Source organism: Microbacterium sp. BWR-S6Y (assembly GCF_041379845.1).
GTDB classification, from domain to species: domain Bacteria; phylum Actinomycetota; class Actinomycetes; order Actinomycetales; family Microbacteriaceae; genus Microbacterium; species Microbacterium hydrothermale.
In genome coordinates this window covers 533,190-548,326 of the sequence record NZ_JBFECV010000001.1, presented here as the reverse complement: position 1 = coordinate 548,326, position 15,137 = coordinate 533,190, and the positions used below count along the sequence as shown (strand labels likewise).

Below are 15,137 nucleotides of genomic sequence, written 5' to 3'. Positions count from 1 at the left end.
CGCAGGGGGTGGCGCAGTAGCGTGGATGCCATGACCCTTGCCGCAGAACTGCTCGACATCGCCGCGCGCATCGCCCGCGAGGCCGGCGAACTCGCCCACCGCCGTCGGCAGGAGGGCGTGACGGTGGCCGCCACCAAATCGGCCGCGGCCGACATCGTCACCGCCGCCGACCGCGAGGTCGAGGCGTTCATCCGCGCCGAGCTCACCCGGGAGCGGCCCGACGACGGCTTCTTCGGTGAGGAGTCGGGCGCCGAGCAGGGCACGAGCGGAATCACGTGGGTCGTCGACCCCATCGACGGCACCGTGAACTACGCCTACGGCATCCCCGCGTGGGCGGTCAGCATCGCCGCCGTCGAGGGAACGGCCGACACCGCCGCGTGGACCGCGCTCGCGGGGGCGGTCTTCAACCCCGTGACGGGCGAGTTGTTCCGCGCATCCCGCGGTGGGGGAGCGTGGCTCGGCGACCGCCGCCTGTCGGTGGGCGAGGTGGGCCCCGCCGGAGGGCTCGTGGCCACCGGCTTCGGGTACGACCCCGAGACGCACGGCCCCGCCCTGGCGCAGTTGGCGCGCGTGATGCCGATCGCGCGCGACGTGCGTCGTATCGGCGCGGCCTCGCTCGATCTGGCCTCGGTGGCCGCCGGTCGTGTCGACGCCTACTACGAGCGCGGGACGCAGCCGTGGGATCACGCGGCCGGATCCCTGCTCGTGCAGGAGGCCGGTGGAACGGTCGGCGGAGCCCCCGGAGGCCGCCCCGGCAACGGCATGGTGATCGCCGCGGGGCCCGCGTTCTTCGAGCGCCTCGAGCCCCTTCTCGACTACGACAGGTGAAAACGGGGGGCGTTCATGGCATTCCCAGACCTTGAGAGGTAGGGTGTTTACCAGTTCGTTATTTTTCCGTGACCCGAATTCGCGGAAATGGCCAAGCCCCTAAAGCCCGAAGCCGTCGCGCCTGCGACACGACACGAGAGCCCCCGCGCGTTGCCGTCAGAAGCCCCCGAGACTGAGCCCGCCCCCACCCGGCGGTCTCGTCGCCCCCTCACCACGCCTGCCGTCGAGCCCGCTCCGCGATTGACCCGCGCCGAGATGCGCCGTCTCGCGGCGAGCGAGAGCCCGGTCGCCGTCGCCGAGGAGTCCGCTCCGAAGCCCGCCGATCCGGCCCCCGTCGACGCCGAGTCCGCCTCTCAGCCCGAGCTGATCGAGAACGTCGCCGTCGCGGTCATGGAGACCGTCATCGCCGCGACCATCGAGCCAACGCTGCCTCCCCGCGAGGCTGCTCCCGAGGCGCCGGTCGACGATGCGGCCGACGCCCTCGAGGTCACCGTCGTCGAGGAGCCCCGCTCCGACGAGGTCGCCGTCATTCTGCAGAGCGCCGACAGCGACGTCGCGACCACGCCCGTCTCGCTGCCGACGTCGCCGATCACCCTCCCGGTCTCGCGCCGTTCGCGCCGTCGTCCCGCGGCATCCGTCATCCTCGACTCGGCTGGCGACGAGCCCGCTGCCGCCGAGAGCGCCGCGGCCGAGCCCGTCGCCGTCGCTCCGGTCGACGAGGCCCCGGATGCCACGATCCCGGCGCCCGCGGCATCCGTCGCTCCGGCCGACGCCGACGCCGACGCCGACGAGTTCGTCGCCGCCGCGCGCCTGTTCTCCTTCACCGGCGAGACCGCCGTGCAGGCCGCGACCCCGGTCGTCGCGCCGCGCGAGCCCGTCGCCGAGGGCCTTCCCGCCGCAGCCGGAGCAGCCCCCCGCACCCGCCGCAACGTCCGCCGCATCGCGGCCACGTCGTTCTCGGTCGGTGTGATGGGCGTCGTCGGCCTCCTCACCGTCGGCATGACCATGCCGGTGAGCGCCCTCGCTTCGGCCAGCGGCACCGACAGCGTCACGGCTCCCGCCGAGGCCGCCACGACCCGCCTCGCGGTCGGTGGCAGCGACGTCGCCGCGGGCGACGGCGAGATCCAGGCCTACGTGGCCCCCGCGCAGGCGCAGTCCGGCGTCGTCGACCGCGCCGACGACGGCTACAGTGCCACGACCTACGCGAAGATGGCCCTCGACTCGGGCATCACGCGTCCGTCCGACTTCTACACCAACAACCCCAACTCGCCGATCCAGTGGCCGTTCGCCGTGGGTGTGTCGATCTCGTACGGCTTCGGCATGCGCGACGGCGGTTTCCACGAGGGCGCCGACTTCGTTCCCGGCGAGGGGGCGCCCGTCCAGGCGATCGCCGACGGCACGGTGCGCATCGCGACCGAGCAGGGCGGCGCCTTCGGCGTGACCGTGCTCATCGACCACGAGATCGACGGGCAGCTCGTCTCGAGCCGCTACGGCCACATGCAGTACGGCTCCCTGCAGGTCACGCAGGGCGAGCACGTGAAGGTGGGTCAGTTCCTCGGCCGCACCGGAAACACGGGTCGCTCGTTCGGTGCGCACACGCACGTCGAGATCCTCCAGAACGGCACGACGCCGATCGATCCGATCGCGTGGCTGCGACAGCACGCCGGAGGTTGAGGCTCGATTCGTAAGAGAGTGTCTCGGTCTGATATTCTCTTCTAGTTGCCCGGAGCGATCCGGGTACGCCCCGATAGCTCAGTGGCAGAGCACTTCCATGGTAAGGAAGGGGTCGTCAGTTCAATCCTGACTCGGGGCTCAAGCATCCGGTTTCCGGATGCCACGCGGCGGGGTAGCTCAGTTGGTGAGAGCGCACGACTCATAATCGTGAGGTCGCGGGTTCAAGCCCCGCTCCCGCTACCGAACTAGTGTTACTCGAACAAATGACCTTGAGATAAAGGTCCAGGCGTTCGGCAGACGAAGCGTCGGGGATTTCTCCGGCGCTTCTTTGGTTGGTCGTGACAGCGAGCGCTGCGTGGGGCCTTTAGGGCAGAAATTGTGGATGGGCTTGGGCGTGTCAGTGTCGTCCTGCCCATCCTGTTCTGAGCCGGAGGCCTTCGGTGGCGTCGAGGCCGTTGTCGGAGAGGGCGGGGCTGGGGGCGTCGAGGTCGATGTGTGGGTCCTCGTGCGGGGCTTGTGGCGTGGGGGCGTGGGCGTGTCTGTGGGCGTGGTCGATGGGGACTTCGTGCAGCAGCAGGAACCATTCGACGGCGCGGCGTTGATGTTCGATCGGCATGCCGCGGTGGTGGCGCAGCAGGTGCCGGATCTGGGAGTTGAGCCCTTCCAGGCGTGAGGTGGTTCTCGGGGCGTTGTGCCGGACGAAGGCGAAGGCGTGTTCGTTTTCGGCGACGCGGTGCAAGATCGCCCAGGCTTTGCGGAGGAGTTTGTGGGTGTAGCCGAAGTGACCGTTGTCGTAGAGGGTGCGTTCGCGCAGCAGGTGCCCGTAGGTCTTCCACCAGGCTTCCAGCGTGAGACGCCAGGTGATGGCGTCGTCGACGGTGTGAATGTCGCTGAGGGCGAGGGCGATGGGGCGGAGGTCGCGGCCTGCGCGCAGGCGCGGGTTCCTTGTCAGTTCGCGGGTGACGTTCAGCTGCAGGTGGAAGATGCAGCGTTGGATGACGGTGTCGGGCCAGTGCAGGGCGAGAGCGGAGCGGATCCCGGAGCCGCCGTCGGTGACCACCACCATCGGGGCGGGGATCGTTTCGAACAGCACACCCCAGGCCGCGGCGGATTCCCGAGCTGCCCACTGCCATCCCACGACGGTGTTGGTGGTGGTGAGGGCGATCAGCAGACACCACGTTTCGATCCAGATCCCATCAACGAGGATCACTTCGTGCACTTCCCCCATGATCGGCAGGCGCGACTGAAGCTCCCAACACCAGGCGGTGTCGCGTCGAAAGGAGCGGGCGCTGCGCGAGCCCGCGAGCTCGGCTTGTGAGGCTTTGCCCGTCAGCCAGATCAAGAACCGGCGCAGTTGCTCACGGCGGGTGACGTCGGGGCGGCGACGGATGCTGGAGGACCCACACGACCGGCACCGCCACCGTTGGGTCCCAGAGGGGTGTCGTCCGTTCTTCACCAGCTTCGACCCGCATACCACGCACGAGCCCTAGTTCGGGGGGAGGTCCACGACTAAGGGTCACGGACCATACCGATCCCCGTTTCACCGCAGCATCACGCGGCTAGATCAGGTTTCCATCCACTCCTTTTGGCCTATAACCCGTGACCCAGGCAGCGCCCTCATCGAGGCGCCGACCGAGCCGGTGGCCTCCCCGCCACGAGCCCGCGCGGGATTATGCTCGCCCCATGCTGATCGCCGCCGAGCACGGTCGCGGGTCTCGTCCCGCGCCGATCTTCGGCGATCACTCCTACCGTTCCGAGCTCTATCAGTGAGCCGGGTGCCGTCCCTCGTCACCCCCTCTCACTGATCGGAACACCCATGACCATCCGCACCTACCCGACCCCTCCCGCGCCCGGAATCGACTGGGCCGCCGCGCACATGCCCCTCACCCGCGAGGCCGTCCGAGAGCTCGGCTCCGTCTTCCGCGGGCTGCGCATCGCGATGTGCCTCCACATCGAACCGAAGACGGCTGTCCTCGTGCGCCTGCTCGCCGAGGCGGGAGCCGAGGTCTCGCTGACCGGTTCGCCCGGCACGACCCGCGAAGACACGGCCGCCGATCTGCGCGAGCGGGGCGTCGCCGTCCACGCCGCGCGCGACGACGATGCGCCCCGCGTCGCCGCGGTGCTCGCGAGCGACCCCCATCTCATCCTCGACAACGGGGGAGACCTGTTCCGGGGCGTCCTCGACGGTCATCCCGCCCCGCACCTGCGCGGCGGCACCGAGGAGACGACGACGGGCGGCATCGTCCTGCGTCGACGCGCGGCCGAGGTGCGGCATCCGATCGTCGTCATCAACGACAGTCCGCTCAAACTGCTCGTCGAGAACCGCTTCGGGGTCGGGCAGTCGGTGGTCCAGGCGTTCATGAACGCGACGAACCTCATGATCCCCGGCTCCCGCGCCACGGTGGTCGGCTTCGGCCCCTGCGGGCGGGGGACCGCGCACACCCTGCGCCAGCTCGGAGCGGTGGTCACCGTGGCCGACATCGACCCCTACCGCGCCCTCGAGGCCTCACTCGAGGGGTTCATCGTCGCGGATCTCGACGAGGCGCTGGAGCGCGCGCGTCTCGTGTTCCTGGCGACCGGGGCGCCGAAGGTGCTCGGCGCCGCGCAGATCGACCGGCTCGCGGACGGCGCGACCATCGCCGGCGTCGGCCACCACCCGTGGGAGATGGACCTCGAGGCCCTGGGGCAGCCCACCGTCGCCGAGGGGTTCCACGCCTCCTACGATCTCGCGGGCGGTCGCACGGTGCACGTGATCGCCGACACGAACATGGTCAACCTGGTCGCCGGGCTGGGCAATCCGATCGAGGCGATGGATCTCGGCCTGACGCTGCAGGCCCGCTCGCTGGCCGCCGTCGCGCGCGGCGAGGTCGAGCGCGGGGTGCACCCCGTTCCGGATGCCGTGGACCGCAGCGTCGCGGCGGCCTTCCTGCGTCAGCGGACGGCGGGCTGAGGCAGGTCGCCGCTCAGCCGCCGCTCACGATCCGCGCGCTTCCATGGCAGTGCGCGCGGATCGTGGGGCGGCGGATGCCGCGACGCCGGGTCGCGGCATCCGCCCCCTCACTTCATGGTGTCGAGGATCCCCACCAGGTCGTCGAACGTCGTGCGGGGGTTGAGGATCGCGAAGCGCGCGTTCACGCGACCGGCGTGGCTCGACGGGGTGACGAAGGCGTGCTGCCCGTCGAGCAACTGCGCCGACCAGCGGTCGTAGTCCGCCTTCTCCCAGCCGACGCGCTCGAAGACCACGACCCCCAGCTGAGGACGGCGGACGAGCGTGAGCTCGGGGCGGCCGTCGATCTCGTCCGCGATGCGCTCGGCGAGCTCGATCGCGGCGGTGATCGCCTCGCGGTAGACGGCGGCGCCGTAGGTGGCGAGCGAGAACCACAGCGGCAGGCCGCGCGCGCGTCGGGTGAGGTGAGCGGCGAAATCCGAGGGGCTCCAGTCGCTCGTCTCGGTGAGCGTGTCGAGGTACTCGGCGTGCTGTGTGTGGGCGCGACGACCGAGCTCGGGGTCGCGGTAGATGAGCGCGCAGGCGTCGAACGGGGCGAACAGCCACTTGTGCGGATCGACGACGAGGGAGTCGGCGTGCTCGACGCCGGCGAAGCGGTGCCGCGCGCGCGGCGAGAGCATGCCGGTGAGCCCGTAGGCGCCGTCGACGTGCAGCCACGCGTCGGTGCCCTCGAGGGCCCGGGCGATGTCGGCGATGTCGTCGACGATGCCGAAGTTGGTGGAGCCGGCGGTGGCGACGACGGCGAAGACGCTGTCGCCGTGCTCGTCGAGGGCCGCGCGCACGGCGGCACCGCGCAGCACGCCGTCGTCGCCCACGGGCACGCCCACGACCTCGACGTCCATCACGCGGGCGGCCGAGGCGATCGAGGAGTGCGCCTCGACGCTGCAGACGACGCGCCAGGCGTCGGGGCGGGGCTTGCCGGCATCCGCGAACCGGTCCCGAGCGGCCTCGCGCGCGGCGACGAGCGCCGAGAGGTTGCCCAGCGTGCCGCCCTGCACGAAGACGCCTCCGGCACCGGCGGGGAGTCCGAACTCGGCGGCGAGCCAGCGCAGCACCTCGTTCTCGGCGTGCACCGCTCCCGCTCCCTCGAGCCACGAGCCGCCGTAGAGGGCGCTGGCGGAGACGACGAGGTCGAAGGCCGCCGCCGCCTTGGTGGGGGCGCTGGGGATGAACGACAGGTAGCGGGGGTCATCGGTCGTGATGCACGCGGGCGCGAGGACGTGCTCGAAGACGCCGAGGGCCTTGCGCGCGCCGATGCCCTTCTCGTCGATCGTGCGGCCCGCGAGGCGCGTCAGCTCGGCGGCCGGCAGCGGCTTGTCGAGCGGGGTGTCCTCGGCGGTGAGGCGACCCCGCGAGTACTCGAGCACCATGTCGACGATGGCGCGGGTCTCGTCGCTGACCTCGTGCATGCGCGCGGCGGGGGAGTGGGGCATCAGGATCTCCGGGATCGGGATGCCGAGCGCAGCCGTGGCGGAAGCGGCGTCGACATCGGCATCGACAGGGTCGGCTCGGGACGGGTGGGTCCGGCTCGCTGGAGGTAGCTTATTCGCCCCCGGGGGCGACCCGCGGTGCGGGGCGCGCCCGCGCTCGGGTCCCCGGTCGGGAAGAGCCCCTGACGCCTACGCCGCGGTCAGCTGCGGGGCCACGCGGGCGATGCGCGCGCGCAGTTCCGACACCGTCCGGTCGAACTCCTCGTCGCTGCCGGTGTGCGCGGGGTCGCGGATCGACCAGTGCACGTCGTCGCGTCCGCCGAGGTTCTCGTGCGCGTGGTCGCACACGCTGATGACGAAGTCGCCGGGGCGGGCCACCTCGGTGAGGGAGCGCGGACGCACCTCGCCGTCGAGGTGCAGGCCGTGCCGGGCCGCCGCGGCGACCGCGCCCGCGTGCACGCGCTCGCCCGGGTGGGTTCCGGCCGACTCGGCGGGGATCGCGCTGTGCGCACCCCAGATGGCGCGCGCCAGCTGAGACCGGGCCGAGTTCGCCGTGCAGACGAACAGCACCCGCCCCTCGACCTTGCGCGGGGCGAGCGTGAGATCCGAGAAGGCCTCGGGCACGAGCTGCAGGTAGCTGCGTCGTCCGTCCGACTCGGAGCGCACGCGGCGCGCGATGCCGCGGTCTTCCAGCACGTTGGCGTGGAAGGCGACGAGGTTCGATTTCATCCCGAGCAGATCGGCGATCTCGCTCGACGACATGTCACCCATCGCGAGCAGGTCCACGATGCGCAGACGACCGGGGTCGCCGAGCGCGGCGAACGCGTCGGCCCGTCGCTGAAGGTCGTCCATTATGCCCCCGTCCGCCCGCCGTGTCACCCGGATGCGAACTTCCGTTTTGCTCAGTAGAGTTTGAGCGACCGCAACGGGCGGGCGCCCCCCAAGAGTGCGCCCGTTGCGGTCATCTCCCGCTCCGGGCTAGAGGAGTTTCTCATGCGGCAGCCGACATCGGATGAGCGGATGTCGTCGATCCGGGGAACCCGCCCATGAGCGTGGCCGCCCCGGGAGACGGCGGGCGTCGTGCGCTGCGCGCGCTGCGCGAGAAGGATGCCGCGGCCTCGCTCCTCCCCGATCTGTCCGGGGTCTTCGCGGGCCGGTACCGCGTGCGGGCGCCCCTCGGCCCGCGCGGTCATGACGGCCTCGCGTTCCGCGCGCGCGACGACATCCTCCTGCGCGACGTCGTCGTCACGGTCTTCCCCGTCGACCCCGTCGGTGCCTCCGACCCGCCGCGTCGGCTGCAGGGCGCGCGCGCCCTCACGACGCTCGACCACCCCTTCCTCGTCACGCTCTACGACGCGCACCTCTCCGCCGACGGCCGCGGCTACCTCGTGACCGAGCTGATCGACGGTCCCTCGCTGCGCGAGCTGCTCGACGTCGACGGACCACTGCGCCCGGATGCCGCCGCCGCCCTCGTCGAAGACCTCGCGCGTGCCCTCTCCGCCGTTCACGAGGTGGGCATCGTGCACCACCACCTCACGTCGTCGCGCATCCTGCTCCGACCGGTGCGCCACCCCGGCCGGCGGTTCATCGCAGTGCTGGCCGATTTCGGTGTGACGCACCTGCTGGCGGGGGCGCCCGCAGAGACGCCGGAAGACGACGACGACTACCTCGCTCCCGAGCAGGTGCGCGGCGAGGTTCCGGGAGCAGCCTCCGACATCTACGCCCTCGGCCTGCTGGCGGTGGAGGCGCTGACCGGCGAGAGCCCCGTACTGGGCGGGGCCGCGCAGCACCTCGTGCTCGCGCCGCTGGATTTCGATCCGGTCATCCCCTCGCGCTTCGGCCCGGGGTGGGAGGTCCTCCTCACCGCCATGACCGATCCCGATCCCGCGCGGCGGCCCACCGCGGACGAGGTCGTCGGCGTGGTGACCGAGCTGCGTGGAGGTGCTCCGGCGACCGAGCCGGTGGTGCCCGTCGCCGAGGTCGCCGTGCCGATCGACGGCGAGCCGGTCTCGGCCCTGCACGCGGTCGGGCAGGCACGCGAGACGGTCGTCCGTCGGCGATCGCCGATCTGGGCGTGGGTCACGCACGCGCGCTGAACGGCCCGCGGACGCGCCAACCTGGCAATCGCCTGACCTTCGCGACCCTCCGCGCGGCCCGATGCGCGTAATCCCGCGGGCCGACCCGGCAGAACATGCGCTCTCGGGCATATGGCCGACGTAGCGTCGAGATCAGTCCTCGGCATCCGCCCGCGGCTTCCGGCCGTCGCGGTCACCCCCACCCGAGGAGCAGGTCATGGCTTCCCCCACCATCGAGTCCCGCCTGGGGCCCATCCGCCAGACGTACAAGGGCACGACGGACTTCCCGCCCATGGCGAAGGCCTACACCGAGCTGTCGCAGGTCGTGCGCGAGACGGGCCTGCTGACGCGCGCCCGCGCCTTCTACGCCCTCGTGGGCGCCGCGCTCGCGGTCGGCTTCGGCGGGGCCGTGACGGGCTTCGTCCTCCTCGGCGACAGCTGGCTCCAGCTGCTCATCGCCGCCGCGTTCGGCATCCTGTTCACCCAGGTCGCGTTCCTCGCGCACGAGGCCGCGCACAAGCAGATCTTCGCGTCGGGACGCGCGAACGACCGACTGGCGCTGTGGCTGGCCGCGGGCGTCGTGGGGATCAGCCTGTCGTGGTGGACGTCGAAGCACACCCGCCACCACGCCAATCCGAACCGCGTGGGCAAGGACCCCGACATCGAGGTCGACACCATCTCGTTCGTCGAGAGGGATGCCGTCGAGGCCCGCGGACTGCGCCGCTGGATCACCCGCCGCCAGGGCTGGCTGTTCTTCCCGCTGCTGACCCTCGAGGGCGCGAACCTGCACGCGCACGCCTTCCGCCACCTCTTCTCGCGCGGCGAGGTCAAGGGACGATGGACCGAGCTGGGGATCATCGCCCTGCGCTTCGCCGTGTTCGTGGCCCCGGTGTTCGTGTTCCTCCCGCTCGGCATGGCCTTCGCGTTCCTCGGCGTGCAGCTGGCGGTGTTCGGGGTGTACATGGGCGCCTCGTTCGCCCCGAACCACAAGGGCATGGCCGTGATCGCCCCGGATGCCAAGCTCGACTTCTTCAGCAAGCAGGTGCGCACCTCGCGCAACATCACCGGCGGCTGGTGGGCCACGTGGCTCATGGGCGGGCTGAACTACCAGATCGAGCACCACCTGTTCCCGAACATGCCGCGTCCGCACCTCAGCCGTGCCCGCGCGATCGTGAGGGAGCACAGCGCCACCCTGAACGTGCCGTACGTCGAGACGACGCTGCTGCAGTCGTACGGCATCGTGATCCGGTACCTGAACCGCGTCGGTCTCGCCGCGCGCGATCCGTTCGAGTGCCCGATGACGTCGGCCGCCGCGCGGGCCTGAGCGGACCCCGAGCGCGGGTGAGCGGCATCCGCCCGCTCTCACCCGCGCGCTGCGCCCTACACGCGCGCACGGGCGGGCGCCCCGTGGCCCCGGAGCGGACGTAGCCTGGAGCGACGAACCCGGGAGGTCTGGATGACGCATCGAGCGATCCGCGCGTCGACGGGACCGACCCGACGCCGGCCCGGCCGGACCCGCTGACCGGTGGACGCATCCGCCGATCCGCGCCGGTGGCGCGCCCTGGCCGTGCTGCTGATGGGGCAGTTCGCCTCCCTTCTCGACCTCAGCGTCACCAACGTCGCCCTCCCCTCGATCGGGCGATCGACGGGGGCCGGGCCCAGCGAGCTGCAGTGGGTCATCACCGGCTACGTCCTGGCGTTCGGGCTCGTCCCGGTCATCGGCGGCCGGCTCGGCGACGGCCGCGGACGCCGGCGCATGTTCGTCGTGTCGATGCTCGGCTTCGTCGTCGCGAGCGCCGCGGTGGGGCTCGCCCCGACCCCCGAGGTGCTCATCGCGGCGCGCGTGGTGCAGGGGATCTTCGGCGGCATGATCGGACCGCAGGTCTCGGGCTTCATCCAGAACGCGTTCCCCCCGCTCGAGCGCGGCAAGGCCTTCGGGCGGCTCGGTCTCACGGTGGGCGCCGGCACCGCGCTCGGCCCCGTCGTGGCGGGCCTTCTGATCGCGGTGGGCGGCGAGACCGACGGCTGGCGCCTGGTGTTCTTCATCAACGTGCCGATCGGCATCGCGGCGGTCGTGCTCGCGCGTCGGTGGGTCGCCGCCGACGCGCCGGTCGCGCAGGGCTCCGGGCGCCGACTGGATTTGCTCGGGGTCGTCCTGCTCGGCACCGGGCTGCTGTGCCTGCTGTTCCCGATCGTCGAGACGGGGCAGTCCGGCGGACCCGTGACGCTCCTCCTGCTGATCCCCGCGGCAGGTCTGCTCGTCGCCTTCGTCCGCCACGAGGCCCGACTCACGCGAGCGGATGCCGCGCCCCTGGTCGATCTGCGCCTGTTCCGCACGCGCTCGTTCGTCATCGGCGTGGTCTTCGCGGTGGTGTTCTTCTGCAGCAACACCGGCATCCCGCTCGTCCTCGCGCTGTACTACCAGGACGGGCTGGGCTTCACGGCGTTGCAGTCGGCGCTCGGGGTCACCGCCTACGCCGTGGGGACGGTCTTCGGCGCCCCTCTCGCCGGTCGCTTCGTGTCGCGCGTCGGTCGGCCCCTGCTGCTCGGGGCGGTGTCGGTCTTCACCCTCGTCACGATCGTGCTCGGCCTCGTCGTCCGCGCCGCCCCCGAGGCCACCGACCCGACGGGCGTGATCCTGCGCCTGTGCCTGCCGCTGTTCCTCCTCGGCGTCGCCGGCGGGTCGATCGTGACGCCGAACCAGACGCTCACCCTCGCCGAGGTCGATCCCGCGCGCGGCGGCGTCGCCGGCGGTGTCGTGCAGACCGCGCAGCGGGTGGGCGCCTCGATCGGTCAGACGGTGCTCGGGACGAGTTTCGTCATCGTGCTCGCGGGAGCGGCCCGGGCGACCGAACCGGGTTCCGCGGCGCCCGACCCGGGCGTCTTCGCCGACGCCCTGACGGTGGCGCTCGGGGTGTCGGTCGTCTTCTCGCTGTCGGCGGCCGTGCTCAGCGGCATCGAGGTGCGGCGGTCGCGGACGCGGTAGGACTCAGCCCTCGTCGTCCCAGCGCGAGCGCGGGCGGTCGTCGTCGTCATCCGCGCGCTCGACGCCGCGGGTCGCCGGCCACTCCAGCTGGAACCCGCAGTCGCGGCACTCGTCGGCGTCCTCGCCCTCGTCGAGGAGAGGGTGCATCGTAATCCCGCAGGCCGGGCAGATCGGCTGCCGGTCGTCGGGGGAGGCGTCGAGGAAGGTCATGGCGGTTCGCTTTCGGTGCACCGCCGACACCCGTCGACGGGACCTCAGGAGCAACCGGCGCCGAGGCCCGGATGTTCCCGCGCCCCGCTAGCGTCGGATCATGAGCGTCCCCGCCCCCCTCGGCCTCGGCCTCGCCGCCGTCGGCCGCCCCGCCTACATCACGACCGCGCGCGACGCCGACCTGGGCGAACCCGCCGACAGATCGATCGAGGCGATGCGTGCGCGCGCGCACGAGCTCCTCGACGAGGCGTGGGCGCTCGGCATCCGCTACGTCGACGCGGCCCGGTCGTACGGGTACGCCGAGGAGTTCCTCGGCTCGTGGCTCGCCGCGCACCCCGAGCGTCGTCGCGAGCTGACGATCGGCTCGAAGTGGGGCTACGCCTACGTCGGCGACTGGCGGATGGATGCCGCGGTCCACGAGCGCAAGGAGCACTCGGCCGCCATGCTCGACCGGCAGTGGCCCGAGACGCTCGCGGCGCTGGGAACCGCCCCCGATCTGTACCTGATCCACTCCGTCACTCCCGACAGCCCGGTGCTGGCGGATGCCGCCGTGCTCGAGCGTATGCGCCGGCTGCGCGCCGAGGGCGTGCGCGCGGGACTGTCGACGAGCGGCCCGCGGCAGGCCGAGGTGCTGCGCGCGGCCCTCGCCCTCCCCGACACCCCGTTCCAGGCGGTGCAGGCGACCTGGAACCTGCGCGAGTCCTCGGCGGGCGATGCGCTCGCCGCGGCGCACAGCGCCGGCTGGACCGTGGTGCTGAAGGAGGTGCTCGCCAACGGCTCCCTCGCCGAGGCGGCGCCCGGGAGCGCGCTCGAGCGGGTGGCATCCGGGGTCGATCCCGACATCGCGGCCATCGGGGCCGCCCGCGCGCAGGCCTTCGCCGATGTCGTGCTGGTCGGAGCCACGACGCGTCGCCACCTCCAGCGCGCGGCGGAGGCGCCGGCGCGGACGATCGACCGGGCGGATCTCGCGGCCCTCGCGGTCGACCCGGTGCAGTACTGGCGGGAACGCGCGGATCGCCCCTGGCGCTGACCGCGCCGGCTGCGCGCCCACGGCCGCCGGGCCAGACGCGGGCGAGACGCCGTGATCGACCCGGGGCGGCTCAGCGGGGAGCGTCGGCCCTGTCCTGCACGTCCCACAGGGCGTACTCGGTCAACGACCCGGCGGGCAGGTCGAGATCGGTGTTCGGGGCGGTCAGCGCCGACTCGAAGCCGACGATGCGCCCGGTGTCGGTCGACAGCAGCAGCGTCACGTCGGTGTCGGCCGTCGACGAGGGCATGCCGGCCAGACCCACGACCTCGCGACCGAGGCGGTCCTGCGTCGTCCCGAGCGCCCGCAGGCCGGGGGAGGAGGCGACGACCTCGAGCAGCGCGGACTGCTGGGCGTCGTCCAACGTCCACTCGCCCTGGATGCTGCGCACCCCCACCAGGGCGTCGCCCGCGCTCAGGCTCCCGGTCGCGCCCGTGGCCGTCTCGATGAGCGCGCGCATGGCGTCGACCGAGGGTTCCGGCGAAGACGGAGACAGCGGACGGAACTGGTTGCGCACGTAGCGCATCTCGCCGACGACGGTCCCGGGCGCGGGGTCGACGTTCGGGACGGTGTCGCCGTCGGCGTTCGTCGCCTCCGCCGCGGTGGTCACCACCGACCCGGAGAAATCCTCGTTCCACCGCACATCGACCCACTCCCGCCGGAACACGGTGGCCTCCGCGCCGTCGGGCGAGGCGCTGAAGTACCAGCCGAGCGACAGGGAGCGCCGCTCGGCGGTGACGGCGCCGGCTCCGGCGGCCAGCTGGGCCTGTGCGCGCGCGATCACCTCCGCCGCGCCGGTTCCGCTGGGAACGGCGGTGTACACGAGGGGCTTGGGCGTCTGAGCGGATGCCGACGATCCCGGCATCCACAGCATCCCCGTCACGACCGCCACGACGATCGCGACCGCGGCCGCGGCCGAGACCCACGCGAGGGACGGGCGGCGACGGCGGGCGGGCGGGTGGTCGAGGATCCGCCGCAGGCGACGCTCGGCGTCGAGGGGGAGCGGAGCGTCGAGAGGCGTCTCGGCGGGGTCGAGTCGGCGCAGGGCGCGCGCGAGGTCATCGTCGGTCATCGCTCACCTCCTCCCTCGGGGCAGCCGCCCGCTCGAGCAGGGGCCGCAATCGCGCGCGGGCGCGGTTGAGTCGGGTCCACACCGCGCCGGTGTTCATCTCCATGACCAGGGCGACCTCGGCGGCCGACAGCTCCTCCCAGTAGGTGAGCCAGAGGATCTCGCGCTCGCGCTCGGGCAGGCCGCGGATCGCGTCGACGAGACGCTGCGCCATCGCCGGTTCGGCCTCGCTCGCCAGGGCGCGCACGTGGTCTTCGATGTGCGTCCACAATGCCCCCTCCCGGTCGCGTCGCCGATACTCATTCGCGATGAGGTTGCGCGCGGTGCGGTACAACCACGGCAATCCGAACGGATCACGCGGATCGCGTTTGCGCCACGCGATCTCGAAGCAATCCATCGTGAGGTCGGCGGCGGCCTCGCGATCCGATACGCGCCGCTCGATGAATCGCCGAACGGCGTTGTGGTGCTCGCGGAAGAGCGCCACGAATTCCGTCTCGTCGATCACCGGCGCGCGTCTCCGGGCGTTCGAAGGGGCTGTGTTCCGTCGCGCTCGATCCTTACAGACCGACGGGCGGGAAAAGAATTCAGGTCGCGTGTAAGGAATGCGCTCCGGACGACACCACATTGATGGGGGTGGGTGTCGTCTCCGGCTTCGAGACGATACCCATACGCCCGTCGAGAGATGTTCGGGACAGAGATCGACGGGCGAGGGAGTGCGCTGCATGGGGGCAGTGCACTCCCTCGGATCCTCGCCATGGCATCCAGGATGCCAGAGGGCGGCGCGGTGCCCGGTCTCGCGCTCGCGGGGCGGGCGCGCGGGGTCCCCGCGTC

Annotated in this window: 13 protein-coding genes and 2 tRNA genes; 9 read left to right on the top strand and 6 right to left on the bottom strand. The window is 72.0% G+C overall.

From position 1 onward, the window contains the following. The first annotated feature begins 30 nt into the window (after positions 1-30). The 4 genes from AB1K56_RS02565 to AB1K56_RS02550 all read left to right on the top strand — a co-directional run bounded on the left by AB1K56_RS02565 (position 31) and on the right by AB1K56_RS02550 (position 2,742). Positions 31-828 (top strand): inositol monophosphatase family protein, encoded by a 798-nt coding sequence (locus AB1K56_RS02565; RefSeq protein ID WP_371204414.1) that lies wholly within the window; start codon positions 31-33, stop codon positions 826-828. 240 nt (positions 829-1,068) lie between these two features. After that, the gene (locus tag AB1K56_RS02560; RefSeq protein ID WP_371204413.1) at positions 1,069-2,502 is read left to right on the top strand and encodes a peptidoglycan DD-metalloendopeptidase family protein; all 1,434 of its coding nucleotides are present in this window, start codon (positions 1,069-1,071) and stop codon (positions 2,500-2,502) included. A gap of 67 nt (positions 2,503-2,569) precedes the next feature. Beyond that, positions 2,570-2,641 (top strand) — tRNA-Thr (locus tag AB1K56_RS02555). 27 nt (positions 2,642-2,668) lie between these two features. Continuing rightward, positions 2,669-2,742, top strand: a tRNA-Met gene (locus AB1K56_RS02550). A gap of 157 nt (positions 2,743-2,899) precedes the next feature. Here the strand turns inward: AB1K56_RS02550 and AB1K56_RS02545 are convergent. Further along, positions 2,900-3,979, bottom strand: coding sequence for an IS1249 family transposase (locus AB1K56_RS02545; RefSeq protein ID WP_371204412.1), 1,080 nt, complete (start codon positions 3,977-3,979; stop codon positions 2,900-2,902). A gap of 339 nt (positions 3,980-4,318) precedes the next feature. Here AB1K56_RS02545 and AB1K56_RS02540 point away from each other — a divergent pair, with 339 nt between their 5' ends. Next, positions 4,319-5,452, top strand: a complete 1,134-nt coding sequence (locus AB1K56_RS02540; RefSeq protein ID WP_371204411.1) for an adenosylhomocysteinase — start codon at positions 4,319-4,321, stop codon at positions 5,450-5,452. 107 nt (positions 5,453-5,559) lie between these two features. Here AB1K56_RS02540 and AB1K56_RS02535 read toward each other — a convergent pair whose 3' ends face one another. Beyond that, positions 5,560-6,942, bottom strand: coding sequence for an aspartate aminotransferase family protein (locus tag AB1K56_RS02535; RefSeq protein ID WP_371204410.1), 1,383 nt, complete (start codon positions 6,940-6,942; stop codon positions 5,560-5,562). A gap of 186 nt (positions 6,943-7,128) precedes the next feature. Next, positions 7,129-7,791, bottom strand: coding sequence for an ArsR family transcriptional regulator (locus AB1K56_RS02530; RefSeq protein ID WP_371204409.1), 663 nt, complete (start codon positions 7,789-7,791; stop codon positions 7,129-7,131). Between the two features lie 194 nt (positions 7,792-7,985). Between AB1K56_RS02530 and AB1K56_RS02525 the strand changes: the two genes are divergently transcribed. From AB1K56_RS02525 to AB1K56_RS02515, 3 genes are all read left to right on the top strand, one after another. Beyond that, entirely contained in the window at positions 7,986-9,035 is a 1,050-nt protein-coding gene (locus AB1K56_RS02525; protein ID WP_371204408.1) for a serine/threonine-protein kinase, read from the top strand. A 196-nt stretch (positions 9,036-9,231) separates the two neighbouring features. Further along, a complete protein-coding gene (locus AB1K56_RS02520) occupies positions 9,232-10,338 on the top strand; it encodes a fatty acid desaturase (RefSeq protein ID WP_371204407.1) in 1,107 nt (368 codons plus the stop codon). A gap of 201 nt (positions 10,339-10,539) precedes the next feature. After that, entirely contained in the window at positions 10,540-12,000 is a 1,461-nt protein-coding gene (locus AB1K56_RS02515; RefSeq protein WP_371204406.1) for an MFS transporter, read from the top strand. 3 nt (positions 12,001-12,003) lie between these two features. On the opposite strand, the gene AB1K56_RS02510 is transcribed toward AB1K56_RS02515, so the two are convergent. Then, entirely contained in the window at positions 12,004-12,210 is a 207-nt protein-coding gene (locus tag AB1K56_RS02510) for a hypothetical protein (protein WP_371204405.1), read from the bottom strand. A 100-nt stretch (positions 12,211-12,310) separates the two neighbouring features. On the opposite strand from AB1K56_RS02510, the gene AB1K56_RS02505 reads away from it, so the two are divergent. After that, positions 12,311-13,240, top strand: coding sequence for an aldo/keto reductase (locus AB1K56_RS02505; RefSeq protein ID WP_371204404.1), 930 nt, complete (start codon positions 12,311-12,313; stop codon positions 13,238-13,240). Between the two features lie 70 nt (positions 13,241-13,310). Here the strand turns inward: AB1K56_RS02505 and AB1K56_RS02500 are convergent, their stop codons facing one another. Beyond that, a complete protein-coding gene (locus AB1K56_RS02500; RefSeq protein ID WP_371204403.1) occupies positions 13,311-14,309 on the bottom strand; it encodes a hypothetical protein in 999 nt (332 codons plus the stop codon). After that, entirely contained in the window at positions 14,296-14,811 is a 516-nt protein-coding gene (locus AB1K56_RS02495) for an RNA polymerase sigma factor (protein WP_167494192.1), read from the bottom strand. Before AB1K56_RS02495 ends, AB1K56_RS02500 begins: the two co-directional genes overlap by 14 nt. Positions 14,812-15,137 lie beyond the last annotated feature (326 nt).

What these genes read in the sequence shown, in the direction of transcription:
- AB1K56_RS02565 (WP_371204414.1), top strand. Translation starts at nt 31, where the DNA reads ATGACCCTTGCCGCAGAACTGCTCGACATCGCCGCGCGCATCGCCCGC.
- AB1K56_RS02540 (WP_371204411.1), top strand. Translation starts at nt 4,319, where the DNA reads ATGACCATCCGCACCTACCCGACCCCTCCCGCGCCCGGAATCGACTGG.
- AB1K56_RS02535 (WP_371204410.1), bottom strand. Translation starts at nt 6,942, where the DNA reads ATGCCCCACTCCCCCGCCGCGCGCATGCACGAGGTCAGCGACGAGACC.
- AB1K56_RS02530 (WP_371204409.1), bottom strand. Translation starts at nt 7,791, where the DNA reads ATGGACGACCTTCAGCGACGGGCCGACGCGTTCGCCGCGCTCGGCGAC.
- AB1K56_RS02525 (WP_371204408.1), top strand. Translation starts at nt 7,986, where the DNA reads ATGAGCGTGGCCGCCCCGGGAGACGGCGGGCGTCGTGCGCTGCGCGCG.
- AB1K56_RS02520 (WP_371204407.1), top strand. Translation starts at nt 9,232, where the DNA reads ATGGCTTCCCCCACCATCGAGTCCCGCCTGGGGCCCATCCGCCAGACG.
- AB1K56_RS02510 (WP_371204405.1), bottom strand. Translation starts at nt 12,210, where the DNA reads ATGACCTTCCTCGACGCCTCCCCCGACGACCGGCAGCCGATCTGCCCG.
- AB1K56_RS02505 (WP_371204404.1), top strand. Translation starts at nt 12,311, where the DNA reads ATGAGCGTCCCCGCCCCCCTCGGCCTCGGCCTCGCCGCCGTCGGCCGC.
- AB1K56_RS02500 (WP_371204403.1), bottom strand. Translation starts at nt 14,309, where the DNA reads ATGACCGACGATGACCTCGCGCGCGCCCTGCGCCGACTCGACCCCGCC.